At 72.3% G+C, this 15462-nt stretch carries 18 protein-coding genes and 1 pseudogene; 9 read left to right on the top strand and 10 right to left on the bottom strand.

Translation table 11 applies throughout. From position 1 onward, the window contains the following. Positions 1 to 14: 14 nt before the first annotated feature. Positions 15 to 1037, bottom strand: coding sequence for an LLM class flavin-dependent oxidoreductase (locus tag QP939_RS44535; RefSeq protein ID WP_285452865.1), 1023 nt, complete (start codon positions 1035 to 1037; stop codon positions 15 to 17). Between the two features lie 171 nt (positions 1038 to 1208). Between QP939_RS44535 and QP939_RS44540 the strand changes: the two genes are divergently transcribed. The 3 genes from QP939_RS44540 to QP939_RS44550 are packed head-to-tail and all read left to right on the top strand — an operon-like array spanning position 1209 to position 4116. Beyond that, on the top strand, positions 1209 to 2624 hold the full coding sequence (locus QP939_RS44540; protein WP_285452866.1) for a hypothetical protein: 1416 nt from the start codon (positions 1209 to 1211) through the stop codon (positions 2622 to 2624). Further along, the gene (locus tag QP939_RS44545) at positions 2621 to 3190 is read left to right on the top strand and encodes a hypothetical protein (RefSeq protein ID WP_285452867.1); all 570 of its coding nucleotides are present in this window, start codon (positions 2621 to 2623) and stop codon (positions 3188 to 3190) included. The genes QP939_RS44540 and QP939_RS44545 overlap by 4 nt, the downstream gene beginning before the upstream one ends. Positions 3191 to 3237: 47 nt before the next feature. After that, positions 3238 to 4116 (top strand): pentapeptide repeat-containing protein, encoded by an 879-nt coding sequence (locus tag QP939_RS44550; RefSeq protein WP_285452868.1) that lies wholly within the window; start codon positions 3238 to 3240, stop codon positions 4114 to 4116. On the opposite strand, the gene QP939_RS44555 is transcribed toward QP939_RS44550, so the two are convergent. The 3 genes and pseudogenes from QP939_RS44555 to QP939_RS44565 form a co-directional block, all read right to left on the bottom strand. After that, positions 4074 to 4574: a VOC family protein gene (locus QP939_RS44555; RefSeq protein ID WP_285452869.1), complete on the bottom strand. Its 501-nt coding sequence runs from the start codon at positions 4572 to 4574 to the stop codon at positions 4074 to 4076. The two genes, QP939_RS44550 and QP939_RS44555, sit on opposite strands and share 43 nt — an antisense overlap. Positions 4575 to 4666: 92 nt before the next feature. Further along, positions 4667 to 5303 (bottom strand): annotated as a pseudogene (locus tag QP939_RS44560) (SDR family oxidoreductase); the annotation flags it as partial. A 1-nt stretch (position 5304) separates the two neighbouring features. Next, entirely contained in the window at positions 5305 to 6180 is an 876-nt protein-coding gene (locus QP939_RS44565; protein WP_285452870.1) for a DUF427 domain-containing protein, read from the bottom strand. A 96-nt stretch (positions 6181 to 6276) separates the two neighbouring features. Between QP939_RS44565 and QP939_RS44570 the strand changes: the two genes are divergently transcribed. From QP939_RS44570 to QP939_RS44580, 3 genes are read left to right on the top strand one after another with little or no spacing between them, the layout of a single operon-like run. After that, the gene (locus tag QP939_RS44570; protein WP_285452871.1) at positions 6277 to 6768 is read left to right on the top strand and encodes a CGNR zinc finger domain-containing protein; all 492 of its coding nucleotides are present in this window, start codon (positions 6277 to 6279) and stop codon (positions 6766 to 6768) included. A 14-nt stretch (positions 6769 to 6782) separates the two neighbouring features. Continuing rightward, positions 6783 to 8459, top strand: a complete 1677-nt coding sequence (locus tag QP939_RS44575; protein ID WP_285452872.1) for an MOSC and FAD-binding oxidoreductase domain-containing protein — start codon at positions 6783 to 6785, stop codon at positions 8457 to 8459. A gap of 41 nt (positions 8460 to 8500) precedes the next feature. Continuing rightward, positions 8501 to 9631, top strand: a complete 1131-nt coding sequence (locus QP939_RS44580; protein ID WP_285452873.1) for a glycosyltransferase — start codon at positions 8501 to 8503, stop codon at positions 9629 to 9631. Here QP939_RS44580 and QP939_RS44585 read toward each other — a convergent pair. Next, on the bottom strand, positions 9597 to 10184 hold the full coding sequence (locus QP939_RS44585; protein ID WP_285452874.1) for a GNAT family N-acetyltransferase: 588 nt from the start codon (positions 10182 to 10184) through the stop codon (positions 9597 to 9599). The genes QP939_RS44580 and QP939_RS44585 overlap by 35 nt on opposite strands. Before the next feature lie 49 nt (positions 10185 to 10233). On the opposite strand from QP939_RS44585, the gene QP939_RS44590 reads away from it, so the two are divergent. After that, positions 10234 to 10674, top strand: coding sequence for a DUF1772 domain-containing protein (locus QP939_RS44590; protein ID WP_285452875.1), 441 nt, complete (start codon positions 10234 to 10236; stop codon positions 10672 to 10674). Here the strand turns inward: QP939_RS44590 and QP939_RS44595 are convergent. The 4 genes from QP939_RS44595 to QP939_RS44610 all read right to left on the bottom strand — a co-directional run bounded on the left by QP939_RS44595 (position 10652) and on the right by QP939_RS44610 (position 13252). Continuing rightward, positions 10652 to 11293, bottom strand: coding sequence for a DUF4190 domain-containing protein (locus tag QP939_RS44595; protein WP_285452876.1), 642 nt, complete (start codon positions 11291 to 11293; stop codon positions 10652 to 10654). The genes QP939_RS44590 and QP939_RS44595 overlap by 23 nt on opposite strands. A 90-nt stretch (positions 11294 to 11383) precedes the next feature. Further along, the gene (locus QP939_RS44600) at positions 11384 to 11875 is read right to left on the bottom strand and encodes a hypothetical protein (RefSeq protein ID WP_285452877.1); all 492 of its coding nucleotides are present in this window, start codon (positions 11873 to 11875) and stop codon (positions 11384 to 11386) included. Positions 11876 to 11985: 110 nt separating this feature from the next. Next, positions 11986 to 12267, bottom strand: a complete 282-nt coding sequence (locus QP939_RS44605; protein WP_285452878.1) for a hypothetical protein — start codon at positions 12265 to 12267, stop codon at positions 11986 to 11988. After that, entirely contained in the window at positions 12254 to 13252 is a 999-nt protein-coding gene (locus QP939_RS44610) for a helix-turn-helix transcriptional regulator (RefSeq protein WP_285452879.1), read from the bottom strand. The genes QP939_RS44605 and QP939_RS44610 overlap by 14 nt, the downstream gene beginning before the upstream one ends. A gap of 111 nt (positions 13253 to 13363) precedes the next feature. On the opposite strand from QP939_RS44610, the gene QP939_RS44615 reads away from it, so the two are divergent. Both QP939_RS44615 and QP939_RS44620 read left to right on the top strand, forming a co-directional pair. Continuing rightward, positions 13364 to 13831: a VOC family protein gene (locus QP939_RS44615; RefSeq protein ID WP_285452880.1), complete on the top strand. Its 468-nt coding sequence runs from the start codon at positions 13364 to 13366 to the stop codon at positions 13829 to 13831. 60 nt (positions 13832 to 13891) lie between these two features. Then, the gene (locus QP939_RS44620) at positions 13892 to 14932 is read left to right on the top strand and encodes an aldo/keto reductase (protein ID WP_285452881.1); all 1041 of its coding nucleotides are present in this window, start codon (positions 13892 to 13894) and stop codon (positions 14930 to 14932) included. A gap of 9 nt (positions 14933 to 14941) precedes the next feature. Here the strand turns inward: QP939_RS44620 and QP939_RS44625 are convergent, their stop codons facing one another. Further along, positions 14942 to 15397, bottom strand: coding sequence for a MarR family winged helix-turn-helix transcriptional regulator (locus QP939_RS44625; protein WP_285452882.1), 456 nt, complete (start codon positions 15395 to 15397; stop codon positions 14942 to 14944). Positions 15398 to 15462 lie beyond the last annotated feature (65 nt).

The raw sequence follows: 15462 nt of genomic DNA on the forward strand, positions 1-15462 counted from the left end.
CGCCGGTCGAGCCGTCAGCGCCAGCCGAGCTCCGGGGCCACGTGCGTGAGGATGCTCTCCAGCACGTGCACGTTGTAGTCGACCCCGAGCTGGTTCGGGATGGTCAGCAGCAGGGTGTCCGCGGCCTGGACGGCCTCGTCCTCCTTGAGCTCCCGCACCAGCTCGTCCGGTTCGGCGGCGTAGGAACGCCCGAAGATCGCCCGGGTGTTCTCGTCGATCATGCCGACCTGGTCGCGCGAGTGGCGGTCGCGGCCGAAGTACGCCCGGTCCAGGTCGTTGGTCAGCGCGAAGATGCTGCGGCTCACCGACACCCGCGGCTCCCGCTCGTGACCCGCTTCCTTCCACGCCTCGCGGTAGGCCTCGATCTGCTTGCGCTGCTGGACGTGCAGCGGCTCACCGGTCTCGTCGTCCTTGAGCGTGGAGCTCTGCAGGTTCATGCCGAGTTTCGCGGCCCACGCCCCGGTCGCGTTCGAACCCGACCCCCACCAGATGCGGTCGCGCAGGCCCGGCGAGTGCGGCTCGAGCCGCAGCAGGCCCGGCGGGTTGGCGAACATCGGGCGCGGGTTCGGCTGCGCGAAGCCCTCGCCCTTCAGCAGTTCGAGGAGCACCTCGGTGCGCTGGCGGGCCATGTCGGCGTCCGTGTCGCCCTCCGCCGGCGCGTAGCCGAAGTACCGCCAGCCGTCGATCACCTGCTCGGGGGATCCCCGGCTGATGCCGAGCTGCAGCCTGCCGCCGGAGATGAGGTCGGCCGCGCCCGCGTCCTCGACCATGTACAGCGGGTTCTCGTAGCGCATGTCGATGACGCCGGTGCCGATCTCGATCTTCGACGTCCGCGCGCCGATCGCCGCGAGCAGCGGGAACGGGCTGGCCGCCTGCCGCGCGAAGTGGTGCACGCGGAAGTAGGCACCGTCGACGCCCAGCTCCTCGGCAGCGACGGCCAGGTCGATCGACTGGTGCAGGAAGTCCGCGGCGGACCGCGTCTCGGAGTGCGCGCTCGCCGACCAGTGGCCGAACGAGAGGAAGCCAATCTTCTTCACGCCCCTCCCAGCGCTTGGGCGACGCGTTTGATTCCCCGGTGTGACCGCCGCGTGTCTTGAATGACTCATTCAGGTCTTCGGAGGTCTTGAATGACTCATTCAAGACGCCGCTGCCGGGGCCCGCGCGAGCCGAGCCCCGGCGCGTAAGGTGATCGCGACGGGAGGGCGGGGATGGACGAAGCGGCGGCGATCGCCTCGGTGGTGGCGTGGATCCGGACCCGCGGCCTCGACTACCCGACCGAAGCCCTGACAGCCGACCGGTTCGCCGCGGGCTGGTGCGTGTACGCGCCCGCGGACGTCGACGACAGCGACCCGCTGGCGTTCCTCGAGATGCCGGTCGGCCAGTCGGTCTTCCTGGTCGGTGACTCCGGCCGGATCAAGGAGGTCTCGTCCGCGACGCCCCCGGCGATCGCCCAGGACGAGTTCCTCTTCGAGGAGTTCGCCGCCCGGCCGCCCGCGCCCGGGAGCGAAGGGGCCGCCGTCCTGGCCGAGTTCGGGTGGGTGTTCCGGCACGCGGCGGTGCCGCCGGACGTCGGCGGGTTCCCGCGCGGCCCGGTGGACGCCGACGATGCCGCCGCCGACCAGGCCGAGGCCCTGCTCGAGCCGATCGCGCGGGAGCTGGCCCGGCTCGGCCCGCCCGGCTGGGAGTGGTTCTCCGCGGAGTTCTCCGTGACTGTTTCCGCCGACGTCGCCCGGGTGCGGTTCCGGACCGGCGACCGGTCGGAGGCCGTTCCGGTGCCGCGGGCGGTGGTCGACCTGGTGCGCGCCCAGCGGGCCGTTGCGGCGCGGATGCCGTCCGGGCCGTGGTGGCGGCTGCTGGTGACCGGCAGCGACCTCGGCGAAACCACCGCCGACTACGACTACGGCGTCGAGCCGTTCCCCGGCGACCAGCTCCTCGCTCCCGGCCACTACCGCAACGACGTCGTGGCCCATCCGCGCCCGGCGCTGCCCGTCTGGCTGGCCGGGTACATCGCGGGGCCCGCCGCGCAGGGCCGCCCACCGAGCCGGGCCGCCGACGACGCGGCCGCCGGCCGGCCCGCGGTCGCCGCCGCGGACCTCCCGCCGCTCGGCGACCTCTGGACTCGCTGGGCCGTGCTCGCGGCGGTGTCGGCCGGCCTCGGAGAGGAGCAGGGCCCCCGCATCCGCCCCGGCTCGGCGTCGTACGAAGACGCGGCCCGCAACGGCTCGACGCTGTACGTGCTGCCCGGGAACCGCGCGGTGCTCTCGGGCGGGCGCTGGAACTCCCCGCTGCTCGACGCCGCCTACAACGGCGGCGGGCCGCTGCCGGACCTGTTCACCGGGGCCCCGGCCTGGGTGACCGACAGCGTCCTCGACGAGCGTGGCCGCCGTGGCCTGCTGACGTTCTGCTTCTGGTGGACCGGCGACCGGTGGTACCGCGGCGAAACGGACACGTCCGGCGAACTCGGCGTCGCTCTGCCTCCGTTCCGGCCGCTGCCGCTGCTCGAAGTCGCGGCCCGCCGCTCCGTGACGCTGGAGGACATCGCCGACCACTTCGCCGAGGGCCCGGCGGCGGACCTGGACGTCGCCGCCGACCAGCTCAGCCTCGCGGGACTGCTCGAGCTGTGAAGGTCACGTTCGCCGAGGACCACGTGTGTTTCGAGTGGTACCCCTTCCGCGGCGCCACGGTCTACCGCGCGGGCGCCGTCCCGATCGCGCGGATCCGCGACGCCGACTGGCACGCGATCCGGCCGGAACTGCGCACCCGGCGCGGCGAGACGTTGTTCGTCCCGCGCGAGCAGAGCGGCGAGCTGGCGGAGTTCTGCCACCGCACGGGCATCCCCGAGGTGCGGCGCGCGGACGTCTGGGCGGACCTGCTCGAGCCGTTCCTCGACACGGAGTTCGGCGCCGAAGCCGAGCGGGCGACCCTGGGGAGGCTGCACGCCGCCGGGCTGCCGTCGGCCGAGGTGGCGCGGATCCGGGCGAGGATCACCCCGCTGATGGAGGCGTACAACTTCGACAGCATGCTGTGGGAGTGGGCGTACTTCGGGTTGTACGACCTGCTGCAGGCGGTGAACGGGCCGCTGGTGGCCCCGGCGGTCCGGGCCACGGCGGGTGACCCGGCCGAGGTCTACGCGTGGGCGATGCGGATCGCCGACGACGCCTGTATCGTCCGGCGGCCACCCGCCGACTAACGGACGTGGACCGTGATCACCCGGATACCGGACGTTCCCGGCGGCGCGTGGCCGTGCTGCTGGCCGCGGCCGCCGTCGCCGCCCTCGTCGCGGCGTTGTTCGTCCGCGGCGCCCTCTCGTGGACCGGCCTGCTCGACTGGCTCGGCAGCTGGTGGCTCGTGCTGCTCGCCGGGGCGCTGGCCGTCGCCGCCGCGACCGTGGCCTGGCGCGGCCGCACCGCTGCGTCACCGGCGCCGGAAGCCGAGCCGCGGGAAGGCCGCTGGTCGCGGGTCAGCACGCTCGTCACGGCGTTCACCGCGCTCGGCGCGCTGGTCTTCACCGCGCTGTCCCTCGGCGCGACGCGGGACCAGCTCGGGATCGCCGAGCAGGGCCAGCTCACCGACCGCTACACCAAGGCCGTCGACCAGCTGAGCGCCGACCACCTGCAGGCGCGGCTGGGCGGCATCTTCGCGCTGGAGCGCCTGGCCACGGACTCGCCGCGGGACCAGCAGACGATCGTCGAGGTGCTGGCCGCGTTCATCCGCACCACCAGCCCCCGGACCGGCCCGTGCCCGAAGACCCCACCGGACGTCGAGGCCGCGTTCCTGGTGATAACCCGGCGGAACGTGGCCCGCGAAGCGAAGAACGCCTTCGCCGCCAACCTCGGCGAAACCTGCCTCACCGGGGTCCACGCCCCCTACGCCGACCTGACCCACCTGCTCCTGATCAAGGCGGACCTGTCCGGTTCGGACCTGGCCGGGGCCAAGGGCCAGCTCACCAACCTCAGCGACGCGAAGCTGACCGGCGCCGACCTCGACGGTGCCGACCTGAGCCACAAGCGGCTCACGGGCGTCGATCTCACCGGCGCCCGCCACGACACCGCGACCAAGACCGACGGCGCGGACTACGACGCGTCGACCACCGGTGCCTGGTGGCCGCGTTCCTGAACCACCCACGTGTTGCCGTCGGGGTCGGCGAAGTCGAAGAAGCTCGCGTAGTCCCGCCGGTCCGGGTCCACGCCGGGCGCGAAGTCGCCCTGCCAGTCCGCGGACTTCTTGTGCCGCACCGCTCCCACCGCCACCCCGCGCTCCGCCAGCTCCCGGTGGGCCGCGACGATGTCGTCGACGACGAGGTAGCCGCCGCGGGCCGAGCCCGGTTCGGCGTCGGTCAGGCCGACCCCCAGCTGGATCGACGCCGCCGAGCCGGGCGGGGTCAGCTGGACGACGCGGAACGCCGCGTTCGGCCGGTAATCCACGTCCAGCGCGAAACCCAGCTGCTCGGCGTAGAACCGCGCCGCGCGGTCGACGTCGCTGACGGGAAGCGTGACGACCTCCAGCCGAAAGGGCCGGGGGACGTAGATCGACGGCACCGCCCCGACTTCCGGGGTGACTGCTCCTGCGTACATGGCTGTTCCTTCCGAATGGGTCAAACGAGGGGTTCGCCGCCGTCGACGCCGAGGGACACCCCGGTCAGGAAGGTGCTGCTCAGCGCGAAGACGACGGCTTCGGCGATTTCTCCGGGGCGCCCGACGCGGCGAGCGGGGCTGGTGGCCGCGCGGGCGGCGAACAGTTCGGCCTTCTTCCGCTCTCCCAGCGCGTCGTAGGCGCCCGTGTCGACCGTGCCGGGTGACACGGCGTTCACCCGGATCGGCGCGAGCTCGACGGCGAGGCCGCGGGTCAGCGCGTCGACCGCGGCGTTGGTGGCGCCGACGGCGAGCATGCCGGCGGCGGGGCTTGCGCGCCGAGGAGCCGGAGAAGAGGACGAACGAGCCGTCTTCGGGCATCCGCGGCGCGAAGTGCCGGGCCAGCAGGAGCGGGCCGAGCACCTTGACGTCGAACGACCGGAGCACGGTGTCGTGGTCGAGGTCGCCGACCGCGCCGCGAGCCCGGGCCGAGGCCGTCGAAACGACGTGGTCGACCCGGCCGAGCCGGCCGGCCAGCGCGGCGACGGAGGTTTCGTCGGTGAGGTCGACGGCGGCGGCCGTGACGCCGGGGTCGTCGTAGGCCGCGGCCAGCGCCCGCTCGTCGCGGCCGGCGACCACGACGGTGGCCCCGGCCGCGCGGACGGCTTCCGTCACGGCCTTGGCGATGCCGCTGCCCCGGCCCACCACGAGCACGGTGCGGTCCGTCAGCACGTCAGTTCCTCTCCGGGACGCGCAGCCGCAGCTCGTCGGGGTCGAGGCCCCGGTCGATGCCGTGCGGGGTGACGGTCTGACCCGGTTCGACGGCCAGCTTCCGGCCGTCGAGGGTCACGTCGACGACGTCCGGCTCGAACGACACGAACCCGGACACGCGCTCGACCTCGGGCCACGCCTCGGGGTACGACCAGGCGGCGCGCTTGGCGTCGCCGATGTCGAAGTAGCCGGCCAGGCCCTTGTACGGGCAGAACGTCTCGCCCTCGACCGGGTTCAGCGCGGTGAGGTCGATGTCCTCGCGCGGCACGTACCAGCGCGGCGCGAAGCCCGACTCGTAGAGCACCACCGGCCGCCGGGTCTCGGCGACGACGCGGTCGCCGTCGCGCACGACCAGGTGCCGCGAGGTCTGCCGGATGTCGATGCGGTGGTACGGGTCGGCCGCGTGCCCGACGATCCGCTCGTCCTCCTCGTAGAAGGCGTCCATCGCCCGCCAGGCGAAGGCGACGCGGTCGCGCAGGACGTCGGCGTGCCCCGGGAGGCCGGTGTACCGCCAGGCCGCGCGCGGCGCCTCCTGGTCGCCGGCCCGCACGGTGTACCACTCGGTGGCGCCGAGCTCGCGGTGTGTCGTCGTGCGGTTCTCCGCTGCCAGCACGTCCGCCCGGACGTCGGCGACCGGGAAGTAGGCCACCGGGTAGCGCCCCGGCTCGTGCAGGAGGACGACGTCCTCGCTGTCGGCGATCCACTCGCCGCCGAACCGCACGCGCATCCGCCGCCGCAGCGGCTCCGCGAAGAGCATCCGCTCGGGCAGCGGCTGCTCGACCAGGAAGTGCCCCACCGCCCGCGTGGCGAGCGGTCCTTGCTGCCAGGCCAGTCCCATCTCGTGCTCCTAACCTCTATGAGCGACTTTGATAGTTAGACATGGAAGCACTCCGCCTGTAACCTGTCAACAGTGAGTTTGGAGGTTAGGTGCACGATGACTGACGAGATGCTGCTCGACCTGCTCAACACCACTCCGGTGCGCGACGGGGTGGCCGTAGACGACCTCGCCGGCGCGCGGGCCGGTCGCGAGTGGCTGGGCGCCCACGACCTGCCCGCCACCGCGGACGAACACCGCGCGCTGCTCGAGGCGCGCTCGGTGCTGCAACGGATCGTGCGCGGCGAGGAAGCCCCCGCGGCGGTCGCGCGGTTCGTCGAGGGCGTGCGGTACCGGGCGTCCTTGGGCGACGGCGTCGAGTGGACCCTCGACGTGCCGCCGGGCCGGTCCGCCGCCGCGCGGGCCGTGCTGGCGTGGGACGCGCTGGCCAAGTCGAGCCCCGGCCGGCTGCGGCCGTGCGCCAACCCCGAGTGCCGGTTGTTCCTCATCGACCGCAGCAAGCCCAACAGCGCCCGGTGGTGTTCGATGGCCACCTGCGGCAACCGGATGAAGGCCCGGCGCCACCACCAGCGCTCCCGCACCGCGGACTGAAGGAGACGATCACCATGGCGCGTTTGGTGTCACTCAACGTCGGGCTGCCGAAGGACGTCTCCTGGCAGGGCCGGACCGTCCACACCGGAATCTTCAAGTATCCGGTCGACGGCCCGCTGATGGTCCGGCGGCTCAACATCGACGGCGACGGCCAAGGCGACCTGGGCGGTCACGGCGGCGAGAACCGCGCCGTGCTGGTCTACCAGCGCGAGTCCTACGAGCACTGGCGGAGCTTCCTCGGCCGCGACGACCTCGAAGACGGCCAGTTCGGCGAGAACTTCACCGTCGAGGGCCTGCCGGACGACGAGGTCTGCGTCGGCGACCGCTACCGCATCGGCGAGGCCGAGTTCGAGGTCACCCAGCCGCGGGTGACGTGCTTCCGCGTCGGCATGCGGCTCGGCGAGCCGCGGATGCCGTCCCTGCTGGTCGCGCACCACCGGCCCGGCTTCTACCTGCGCGTCATCACCGAAGGCCGCGTCCAGGCGGGCGACGAGATCGTCCGCACCCGCACCGGCCGCCACGCGATGACGATCGCGGACATCGACGCGCTGCTCTACCTGCCGGACCGCGACCGGGAGGCGCTCCGCAAGGCCGTGGACATCCCGGCGCTCAGCCCGGGCTGGCAGACGTCGTTCCGCGACCTCCTCGACGCGGCGGCCCCGGCCGAGCCACGCGGGTGGCGCGGGTTCCGGCCGCTGCGCGTCGCCCGGGTCGTGCCCGAGAGCGCGAGCGTGGCCTCGATCCACCTGGCCGCCGACGACGGCGCCCCGCTCCCCCGGCCGGAGCCCGGCCAGTACCTGACCCTGCGCGTCCCGGGGGCCGGGAACCCGGCGCCGGTCCGCAGCTACTCGCTGTCGGCGGCGCCGTCGGAGAGCGAGTACCGGATCAGCGTCAAGCGGGATGGCGTGGTGAGCGGTTACCTCCACACGAGCCTGACGCCGGGCGCGGTCGTCGACGTCGCGGCGCCTCGCGGCGACTTCGTGCTGACCGACGACGACCGGCCCGTGGTGCTGCTGTCGGCGGGCATCGGCGTCACGCCGGTGCTGGCGATGCTGCACGCGCTCGCCGCCGCCCGGAGCGCGCGGCCGGTCTGGTGGGTGCACACCGCGCGTTCGGCGGCCGAGCACGCGTTCGCCGCCGAGGCACACCGCTTGCTGGCGAGCCTCCCGCACGGCCGCGAACACGTCCACTACACGTCCGAACAGGGCAGGCTCACGGCTTCCGTGCTGTCCACTTTGGATCTGCCGGCCGCTGCGGTGGCCTACCTCTGCGGCCCGGACGCGTTCATGTCGGCGATGCGCGAAGCCCTCGTCTCGCTGGGCGTCGACCCGGCGAACGTCCACAGTGAACTCTTCGGCACGCTGCCCGCGCTCAACCCGGGCATCACCGGCGCGGTCACGGTGACCCCGCACGCGCCCGCCGGAGCGGTGGGCACGGGCCCGGCGGTCACGTTCGCCCGCAGCGGGATCACGGTGCCGTGGAACGACGACTACCCGAGCCTGCTGGAGTTCGCCGAGGCGTGCGACGTGCCGACGCGCTGGTCGTGCCGCGCGGGCGTGTGCCACAACTGCGTGACGCCGGTGCTGTCGGGCAGCGTCCGGTACGACCCGGACCCGCTCGAGCCACCGGCCCCGGGCGACGCGCTCGTCTGCTGCTCGCGGCCCGGAGAGGACCTGGTCCTGGACCTTTAGTACGCCCCCATGGTCACCGGGTCCGCCCCTAGGCTGGCCGGGTGCGGATTCTGCTGACGGGGTTGCCGATCAAGTCCCACCTGCTGCCGGTGCTGGCGCCCTTGGCCCGGGCGGCTCGCGAGGCGGGCCACGAGGTCGCGATCGCGACGGGCGCGGCGGTGGCGTCCGATGTCGAGCGACACGGGGTGCCGGTGGTGGTGCTGCCGGACGTCCTCTCGCCCGAGGAGGCCGGGAGCCGCCCGGAACTGCGGCCGGTACGGGAGAAGCTGCGGCAGTGGCGCCCGGAGATCAGCGGGCCGCTGGTGGTGCCGGTGTTCGACGACGCGATGGCCGCGACGTTCGCCACGAACGTCATCGACGCGCGGTGGCGGCCGGACGTGATCGTCCGCGAGACGAACGAGTACGGCGGGCTCCTGGCGGCGGAGGTGCTCGGCGTCCCGTCGGCGGTGGTGGACATCGCGCCCCTGATCACGCGGCTGGTCCCGGCGTTCGCGGAGCGGCTGGACGCGTTGCGCGCGAAGTTCGGAGTGCCGCCGGGCGGATCGGCGGCTGCGCTGACGGCCGGGCTACTGCCGGAGTCGTGGTATCCCCCGGACTCGCGCCCGCCCGGACTCCGTTGTCATCGCCTGCCCGAGGCGCCGGTCGCCGCCGGGCCGCGCGTGCTCGCCGCGTTCGGTTCGAACGCGCACCGGTTCCTGGGCCCGTCCCGGTTGCTGTCGATCACGGTCGAGGCCTTGGGGGCCCTGGACGTCCCGGCGGTGGTGGCGTTGGGCAGCGACGAGGCGGTGGCGTCGTGGCGCGGACCGCGCCCGGCGAACGTGGAGCTGGCGGGCTTCGTGCCGCAGCGCGAACTGCTGGGCGGGTGCGACGCGTTCGTGACGCACGCGGGGTTCAGCGGGGTGCGCGAGGCGTTGTCGGCGGGGGTGCCGATGGTGGCGGTGCCGCTGTTCGCCGACCAGCCGCCGAACGCCGCACGGGTGCACGAACTCGGCGTGGGCGTGCACGTCGAGACGGCGGGCATCACCGCGGAGACCCTCGCCGCGGCGGTCTCGCGGGTGCTCACCGAGTCGTCTTTCCGTTCCGCCGCAAGGGAATTCCAGCGGAGCATCGCCGAGCTGCCGCCGCTCGAGGACGTCGTCACCGAGCTGGCGCGCCGAGGTCGAGCCGCATGAGCCAGCGGACGCGGCGATCGGACCGCGCGAGGGTCGGCCGCACGCGGCCGAACCCCGCGGCTTCGAACAAGGTCGTGGTGCCGACGTGGGCCGCGCTCGAGTTGAGCCGCGCGCCCTCGGTGTCGACGGGATAGCCCTCGATGGCGGGAGCGCCGCAGGAGCGGGCGTAGTCGACGGCGCCGTCCAGGAGGTCCCGCGCGACGCCGCGCCGCCGGTGGGACGACCGGACGACGAAGCAGACGACGCTCCACACAGGCAGGTCGTCGAGCGGAAGGATGGTCCGCGAGCGGTTCAGCCGTTCCATCCGCGACCGCGGCGAGACCCCGCACCACCCGACGGGCGTGTCACCGTCGTAGGCGAGGACGCCGGGGGCGGGCTGCTCGGCGCAGAGGCCCCGGACCCGATCGGCCCGGCGTTCGCCGCGCAGGGCACTGTATTCGGCGGAGGTGATCCGGTAGGCGAGGCACCAGCAGGCGCGGTCGTTGCCGCTGGGGTTGAGGATGGCGGCGACGTCGTCGAAGTTTTCGGCGGGCCGGACGTCGAAGGCGGACATGGAGGCACGGTACCCGTCACAACGGCGGCGGCGGGTCCGTCAGAGGGATATGAGAACCCTGGCATTGGCGGCGACGGCGGCGTTCGCCGGAGGAGCACTGCTGACCCAGACGGTGATCGTCCCCTCGTGGCGGGCGGCGCCACCGGAGGTCTTCCTGGCCCGGTTCGCCACAGAGGGCCCGATCACCGGGGCGACGGTGTTCCCGTTCGAGCTGGCCTCCCTGGTGCTGCTGGCCTTGTCGATCCGAGGAAGCTCGGCGCGGTGGTGGTGGGCCGCGGCGACAGTGTGTTCCGCCGGGACTTTCGTGCTGCTGCTGTATTTCGTCCCGGCGAACCTGGCACTGCTGGATCCCGCGTTTCCCCCGCGAGACGTCGCGGGCGCGCTGGCGGCCTGGAACCGGTGGGACTGGCTCCGCACGGGCCTCGGCGTGGCGGCGACGGCCTTCGCGGTCGGAGCACAGCTTTCGGTCAGGGCTGAACGAAGGCGGTGAGCTTCGCACCCGGCTGCCCGAAGGTGCAGGCGGCGGTCCGAACGCCCCCGATCCAGGAGCCGCGGGTGGGGAGGTGCACGAAGAACTCGAGCGCCGGCGGCGGCGTGCCGCGGATGAAGTAGGCGTCCGCGGCCATCCGGCAGGTGGTCAAGGCCTGCTCGCGGAGGGCGTCGAGGCCCGGGTAGGCGTCCGTGCCGGTGCCGACGTCGATGCGTCCGAAGATCTGTTCGTCGTGCGGGAGGTCGCAGGCGACCCGGGCGACGTGTTCACCGTCGGCACCGGAGTCGAAGCAATCGCCGACGGGCATGACGTGGATGTAGTCGTCACCACGCGCGACGGGCGATCGCGCGAGGAGCTGCGGCCCGAGCTTCACCAGGCCGACGCCCAGCCAGAGCGCACCGAGAACGATGCCGGTGACGGCCAACCCCCGCCCGGCGCGGCCACTGCGTCCGATCCGGACCAGAGCGCGGATGCCCAGGATGACGGCGAACGGCACGAGCCCGATCAGCCCGCAGAGCAGGGCGGCGATGGCGAAGCCGTCGGTCCCCCCGGAGTCGACGTGCCGGTGGACGGTCGTCTGGTCGTGGTTGGACAGGGTGGAGCGCGTTTCGTCGAACAAGGATCCCCCTCCGGAGTCCCCCGACCCGGCTGGAGGATCCTAGCGGCCGACCGACGACGACGCCCAGGCGACTGCCCTCATCCGTGTCCGTCAGGCCTTTTCCCGGGTCGAGACAAGGATGAGGTTGAACAGGTTCTCATCGACATCCAGGCCCGCCACGATGCGGTGACCGTAGGTCGCGACCAACCCGTCGGGGTCAACGGTGTAGTTCTTGACAGCTATTTTGGTGAACCCGAATATGACCGCCTTGTGATAGTTGATATCGGTCTTCCCAAAGGTGTGAAAAACCCACTTCAGATGCGGAACTTGCCGAATCATCAGGTCACCGAGCAAGAGACCGACGTCGATCACGATCGAATACCAAAGAGGCGCCAGCCTGCCGGATTCGCGCGAGTCCTCTTCGATGTTCTGAGCAAACCAGCGATCGAGTCTTTCGAGCCCATCACGAGTACCGTCGAACGCGACTCCGTTCAAGCTGGTCAACTTGAGTAGACACGTGATCCGCTCGTCCTTGTGGGCCATGAGATGGTTGTACTCGAGACGAGCATCAGCCCGGGCCATCTGGCGCGGCGGTCCGATCACCGCGGGTCGATAGCTCCGATAACTACCCCACTCCATACCGCGGCTCCTCGATTTCGTCGAAACTTGTGTCGGTCGGCGCGGGTCGAGCATTCTCCGCATCCACCGCTTGATCACTCGCACTGACCCCGCAGATGCCGTGGCGACACCTTCGCAAAGGCCACCAGCAACACTTCGGCGAACATGCTGTTCGGTCCAGCGCCAGTAAAGGGAACGATCCGGCCGAAAACGAAGTCTTCCACATCGCGCAACCAGTCCACATCGGAGTCGACGAGCAGCCATCCGTCCCGCCTGGAGATGCGGACGTCGGCCGCCCCGGCGCGGAAGAACCGTCCGGAATTTTCGCGCAGGTAGCCGACCACTTCGACCGTACGGAGATCTTCAGGCCGATACATGGACCTCACCCGCTCGAGCGGCACGCCGGGACAACTCGCCAAACGCGGCCCGCAGCTCCGCCGGAGCGACCACCTCGATCTCGGCGTCGAAGCGGGCCAGCGACGCCGCGAGCGCAGCCCAAGACCAGGCCCCGGCCGTCAACCTGGTCCGTGCAGCACCAACTTCCTCGACAACGCCATCGCCGGCAAAGGGCGCCACCTCAGCCACCGGCAGGTCGAGGATCACCTCGCCGCGACAGGGCCAAGCGTCCGCGCTCTCGGCGCCCTTGAAGCGGGCCGAAAGGAAAGCGGCCACGTCGCCCCCCGGAACCTCACGGGGCGCGAACCGCGGCCCGTTCGGGACGCGCAGCTTCATCCGGTCGGCGCGGTAGGTCCGCCAGTCACCACGATCGGGATCCCAACCCACGACGTACCAGCGCCCGGCCCGCACCACCAGGTGGTGCGGCTGCACCCGGCGCGGCGGCCGCGGCTCGGCGTCCTCCGAACTTCCCGGCGCGCGGTAGTCGAACCTCAGCTCCTCCCGGGCCCGGACCGCCGCGCTGAGTATCAGCAGGACCTCCGTGTCCACCTGGGGATCGGTTCCGCGCCCCGCCGCACTGACCTCGAGCACGTCGACGCGCCGCCGCAGGCGCGCCGGCAGCACCTGCCGCACCGTGGTCAGGGCCCGCGCCGCCGCCTCCTCGATGCCCGCGCCCGTCCCCACCGCGATCCGCAGCGCCACCGCGAGCGCCACCGCCTGCTCTTCGTCGAACAGCAGCGGCGGCAGCTGGCTGCCCGCTTCGAGCCGGTAGCCCCCGTCGGGTCCCTTGACCGCCTGGACCGGATATCCGAGCTCGCGCAGCCGGTCGACGTCGCGGCGCACCGTCCGCTCGCTGACGCCCAGCCGCTCGGCCAGCAGGCCGCCCGGCCAGTCGCGGCGGGCCTGCAGCATGGACAGCAACGCCAGGAGCCTGCTGGACGTCGTCGTCGAAGTGGCGATCGGCATCTTTTCAGGATGCCACGAGTAACGGACGTACTCTGACCGCTATTCGCGGAACAGTGGCGCTCGCCGCCGGAAACCTCCGGCGGCGGAACCACTCGTGAAGGACCGGACCAAATGTCGCTCAACGCTGTCGCCCACCTGAACTTCCACGGCGAGGCCCGCGAAGCCCTCGAGTTCTACCAGTCGGTGTTCGGCGGGCAGCTCACCGTCGTCACCTACGCCGACTTCGGGATGCCGGCCGAGCTGCCCGGCGCGACGCACGTCGTGTTCGGGCAGGTCGTCGCCGGCAACGGCTTCCGCGTCATGGCCTACGACGTGCCCGGCCAGGACGCGCCCGCCGCCCCGGCCGCACCCGGCACGCGTCGCGAAAACGGCATGACGATCACCAACGAGCCGTTCTTCCTCTCCGTCCGCGGTGAAAGCGTCGAGGAGGTGACGCCGGTGTGGGCGGGCCTCGCCAAGGGCGCGACCGTGATCGAGGAGTTCGGCCCGGCCCAGTGGGCGCCCGCCTTCGGGATGCTGGCCGACCGCTTCGGCGTCACCTGGATCGTCGACGTCGCGACCGAGTACGCCCAGGCCTGATCCGCCCGCCGGGGTGCGGCCGCCCGCGGCCGCACCCCGCCCCGACGCAGGAGCAACCCCATGCGCACCCGCCCGCTCGGCCGGACCGGCATCCAGGTCAGCGCCTACACCCTGGGCACCATGATGTTCGGCCCGCACGGCAATCCCGACCCCGGCGACTGCGTGCGGATCGTCCACCGCGCCCTCGACGGCGGCATCACCGTCATCGACACCGCCGACGTCTACGGCGGCGACGGCGAATCCGAGAAGATCGTCGGAAAAGCCGTGCGCGGCCGCCGCGACGACGTCGTCCTCGCCACGAAGTTCAACGGCCCGATGGGCCCCGGCGCCAACCAGCGCGGCAGCTCTCGCCGGTGGATCGTCTCCGCCGTCGAGGGGTCGCTGCGCCGCCTGGGCGTCGACCACATCGATCTGTACCAGGCCCACCACCCCGAACCCGGCACGGATATCGAGGAAACCCTTGGCGCGCTGACCGACCTGCTGCGCGCGGGCAAGGTGCGCGCGATCGGCCATTCCAACCTGCCCGCGTCGGACATCGTCGAAGCCCAGTGGGTGGCGCGGCGGTGCGGGTTGGCCCGGTTCCGCTCCGAACAGCCGCACTACTCGATCCTCAACCGCGGGATCGAACGCGAGATCCTGCCGGTCTGCGAACGCTACGGGCTGGGTGTCCTGGTGTGGAGCCCACTGGCGATGGGCCTGCTGGCGGGGCGTCTCCGCAAGGGCAACGGGGAAACGGCGTCGGCAGGCAGGCTGCACTGGGCGCGGCGGCACATGACCGACGAACGCAAACTCGACGCCGTCGAAGCGCTCGCCCAGGTCGCCGACGACGCCGGGGTGTCGCTGCCCCACCTCGCACTGGGGTTCGTGACCGCGCACCCCGCGGTCACCTCGGCGATCATCGGCCCGCGCACGCCGGAACAGCTCGACGACCTGCTCGCCGGAGCCGACACGTTCATCGACGACGGCGTGCTCGACCGCATCGACGAGATCGTGCCGCCGGGAACCGATGTCGGGCCGATCGACGTGGCCTACGTGCCGCCCGCACTGGGAAAGGAGCTTCGCCGCCGCCCCGCCGGAACCCGGGCAGCGCGCGGACGGTGAACAGACCGCTCAGTCCGCGACGTCGTCGGCCGGGACGGGCACCCCCGCGGTGAGCTTGGTCAGGTACGCCTCCAGCTCCGCCAGCGGGCGACGGCCGATTTCGGCGGCCCACCGGTCGCGGATCTCGTCGAGCAACCGGCCGCCGAGCGCCATCATCTCCGCCCCGCGCGTCGTGATCCGGAGCCGCTTGCGGCGCGCGTCGGCCGGGTGCTCCTCGCGCTCGACGTAACCGAGCCGTTCGAGGATGGCGATCCGCTGGGCCGCGGCCTGCTTGGTGATCGACAGCCGCCTGCCGAGGGCGGAGGCGGTGTCCACCCCTTCGCTGATCGCCCGCAGCGCGAACTCGTCGGCGGGCCGGACTCCGGGATGGCCGCGGTTCTCCAGCTCCGCGCTGACGTCGTCCACCATCGCGCGGAAGCCGCGCAGCAGCAGGAGCGCCAGATCCGCCCCCGAAGACCGTTCCATGCCGGGATCATACGGCCGCGAGCGCTATGGACAAGTTACTTGTCCAACACCTACGTTGGACAAGT

The organism is Amycolatopsis nalaikhensis, from assembly GCF_030264295.1.
Taxonomy (GTDB): domain Bacteria; phylum Actinomycetota; class Actinomycetes; order Mycobacteriales; family Pseudonocardiaceae; genus Amycolatopsis; species Amycolatopsis nalaikhensis.

Coding starts and splice junctions, on each gene's coding strand:
- QP939_RS44540 (WP_285452866.1), top strand. CDS start 1,209: ATGGACGAAGCGGCGGCGATCGCCTCGGTGGTGGCGTGGATCCGGACC.
- QP939_RS44555 (WP_285452869.1), bottom strand. CDS start 4,574: ATGTACGCAGGAGCAGTCACCCCGGAAGTCGGGGCGGTGCCGTCGATC.
- QP939_RS44565 (WP_285452870.1), bottom strand. CDS start 6,180: ATGGGACTGGCCTGGCAGCAAGGACCGCTCGCCACGCGGGCGGTGGGG.
- QP939_RS44570 (WP_285452871.1), top strand. CDS start 6,277: ATGACTGACGAGATGCTGCTCGACCTGCTCAACACCACTCCGGTGCGC.
- QP939_RS44575 (WP_285452872.1), top strand. CDS start 6,783: ATGGCGCGTTTGGTGTCACTCAACGTCGGGCTGCCGAAGGACGTCTCC.
- QP939_RS44585 (WP_285452874.1), bottom strand. CDS start 10,184: ATGTCCGCCTTCGACGTCCGGCCCGCCGAAAACTTCGACGACGTCGCC.
- QP939_RS44590 (WP_285452875.1), top strand. CDS start 10,234: ATGAGAACCCTGGCATTGGCGGCGACGGCGGCGTTCGCCGGAGGAGCA.
- QP939_RS44605 (WP_285452878.1), bottom strand. CDS start 12,267: ATGTATCGGCCTGAAGATCTCCGTACGGTCGAAGTGGTCGGCTACCTG.
- QP939_RS44610 (WP_285452879.1), bottom strand. CDS start 13,252: ATGCCGATCGCCACTTCGACGACGACGTCCAGCAGGCTCCTGGCGTTG.
- QP939_RS44615 (WP_285452880.1), top strand. CDS start 13,364: ATGTCGCTCAACGCTGTCGCCCACCTGAACTTCCACGGCGAGGCCCGC.
- QP939_RS44620 (WP_285452881.1), top strand. CDS start 13,892: ATGCGCACCCGCCCGCTCGGCCGGACCGGCATCCAGGTCAGCGCCTAC.
- QP939_RS44625 (WP_285452882.1), bottom strand. CDS start 15,397: ATGGAACGGTCTTCGGGGGCGGATCTGGCGCTCCTGCTGCTGCGCGGC.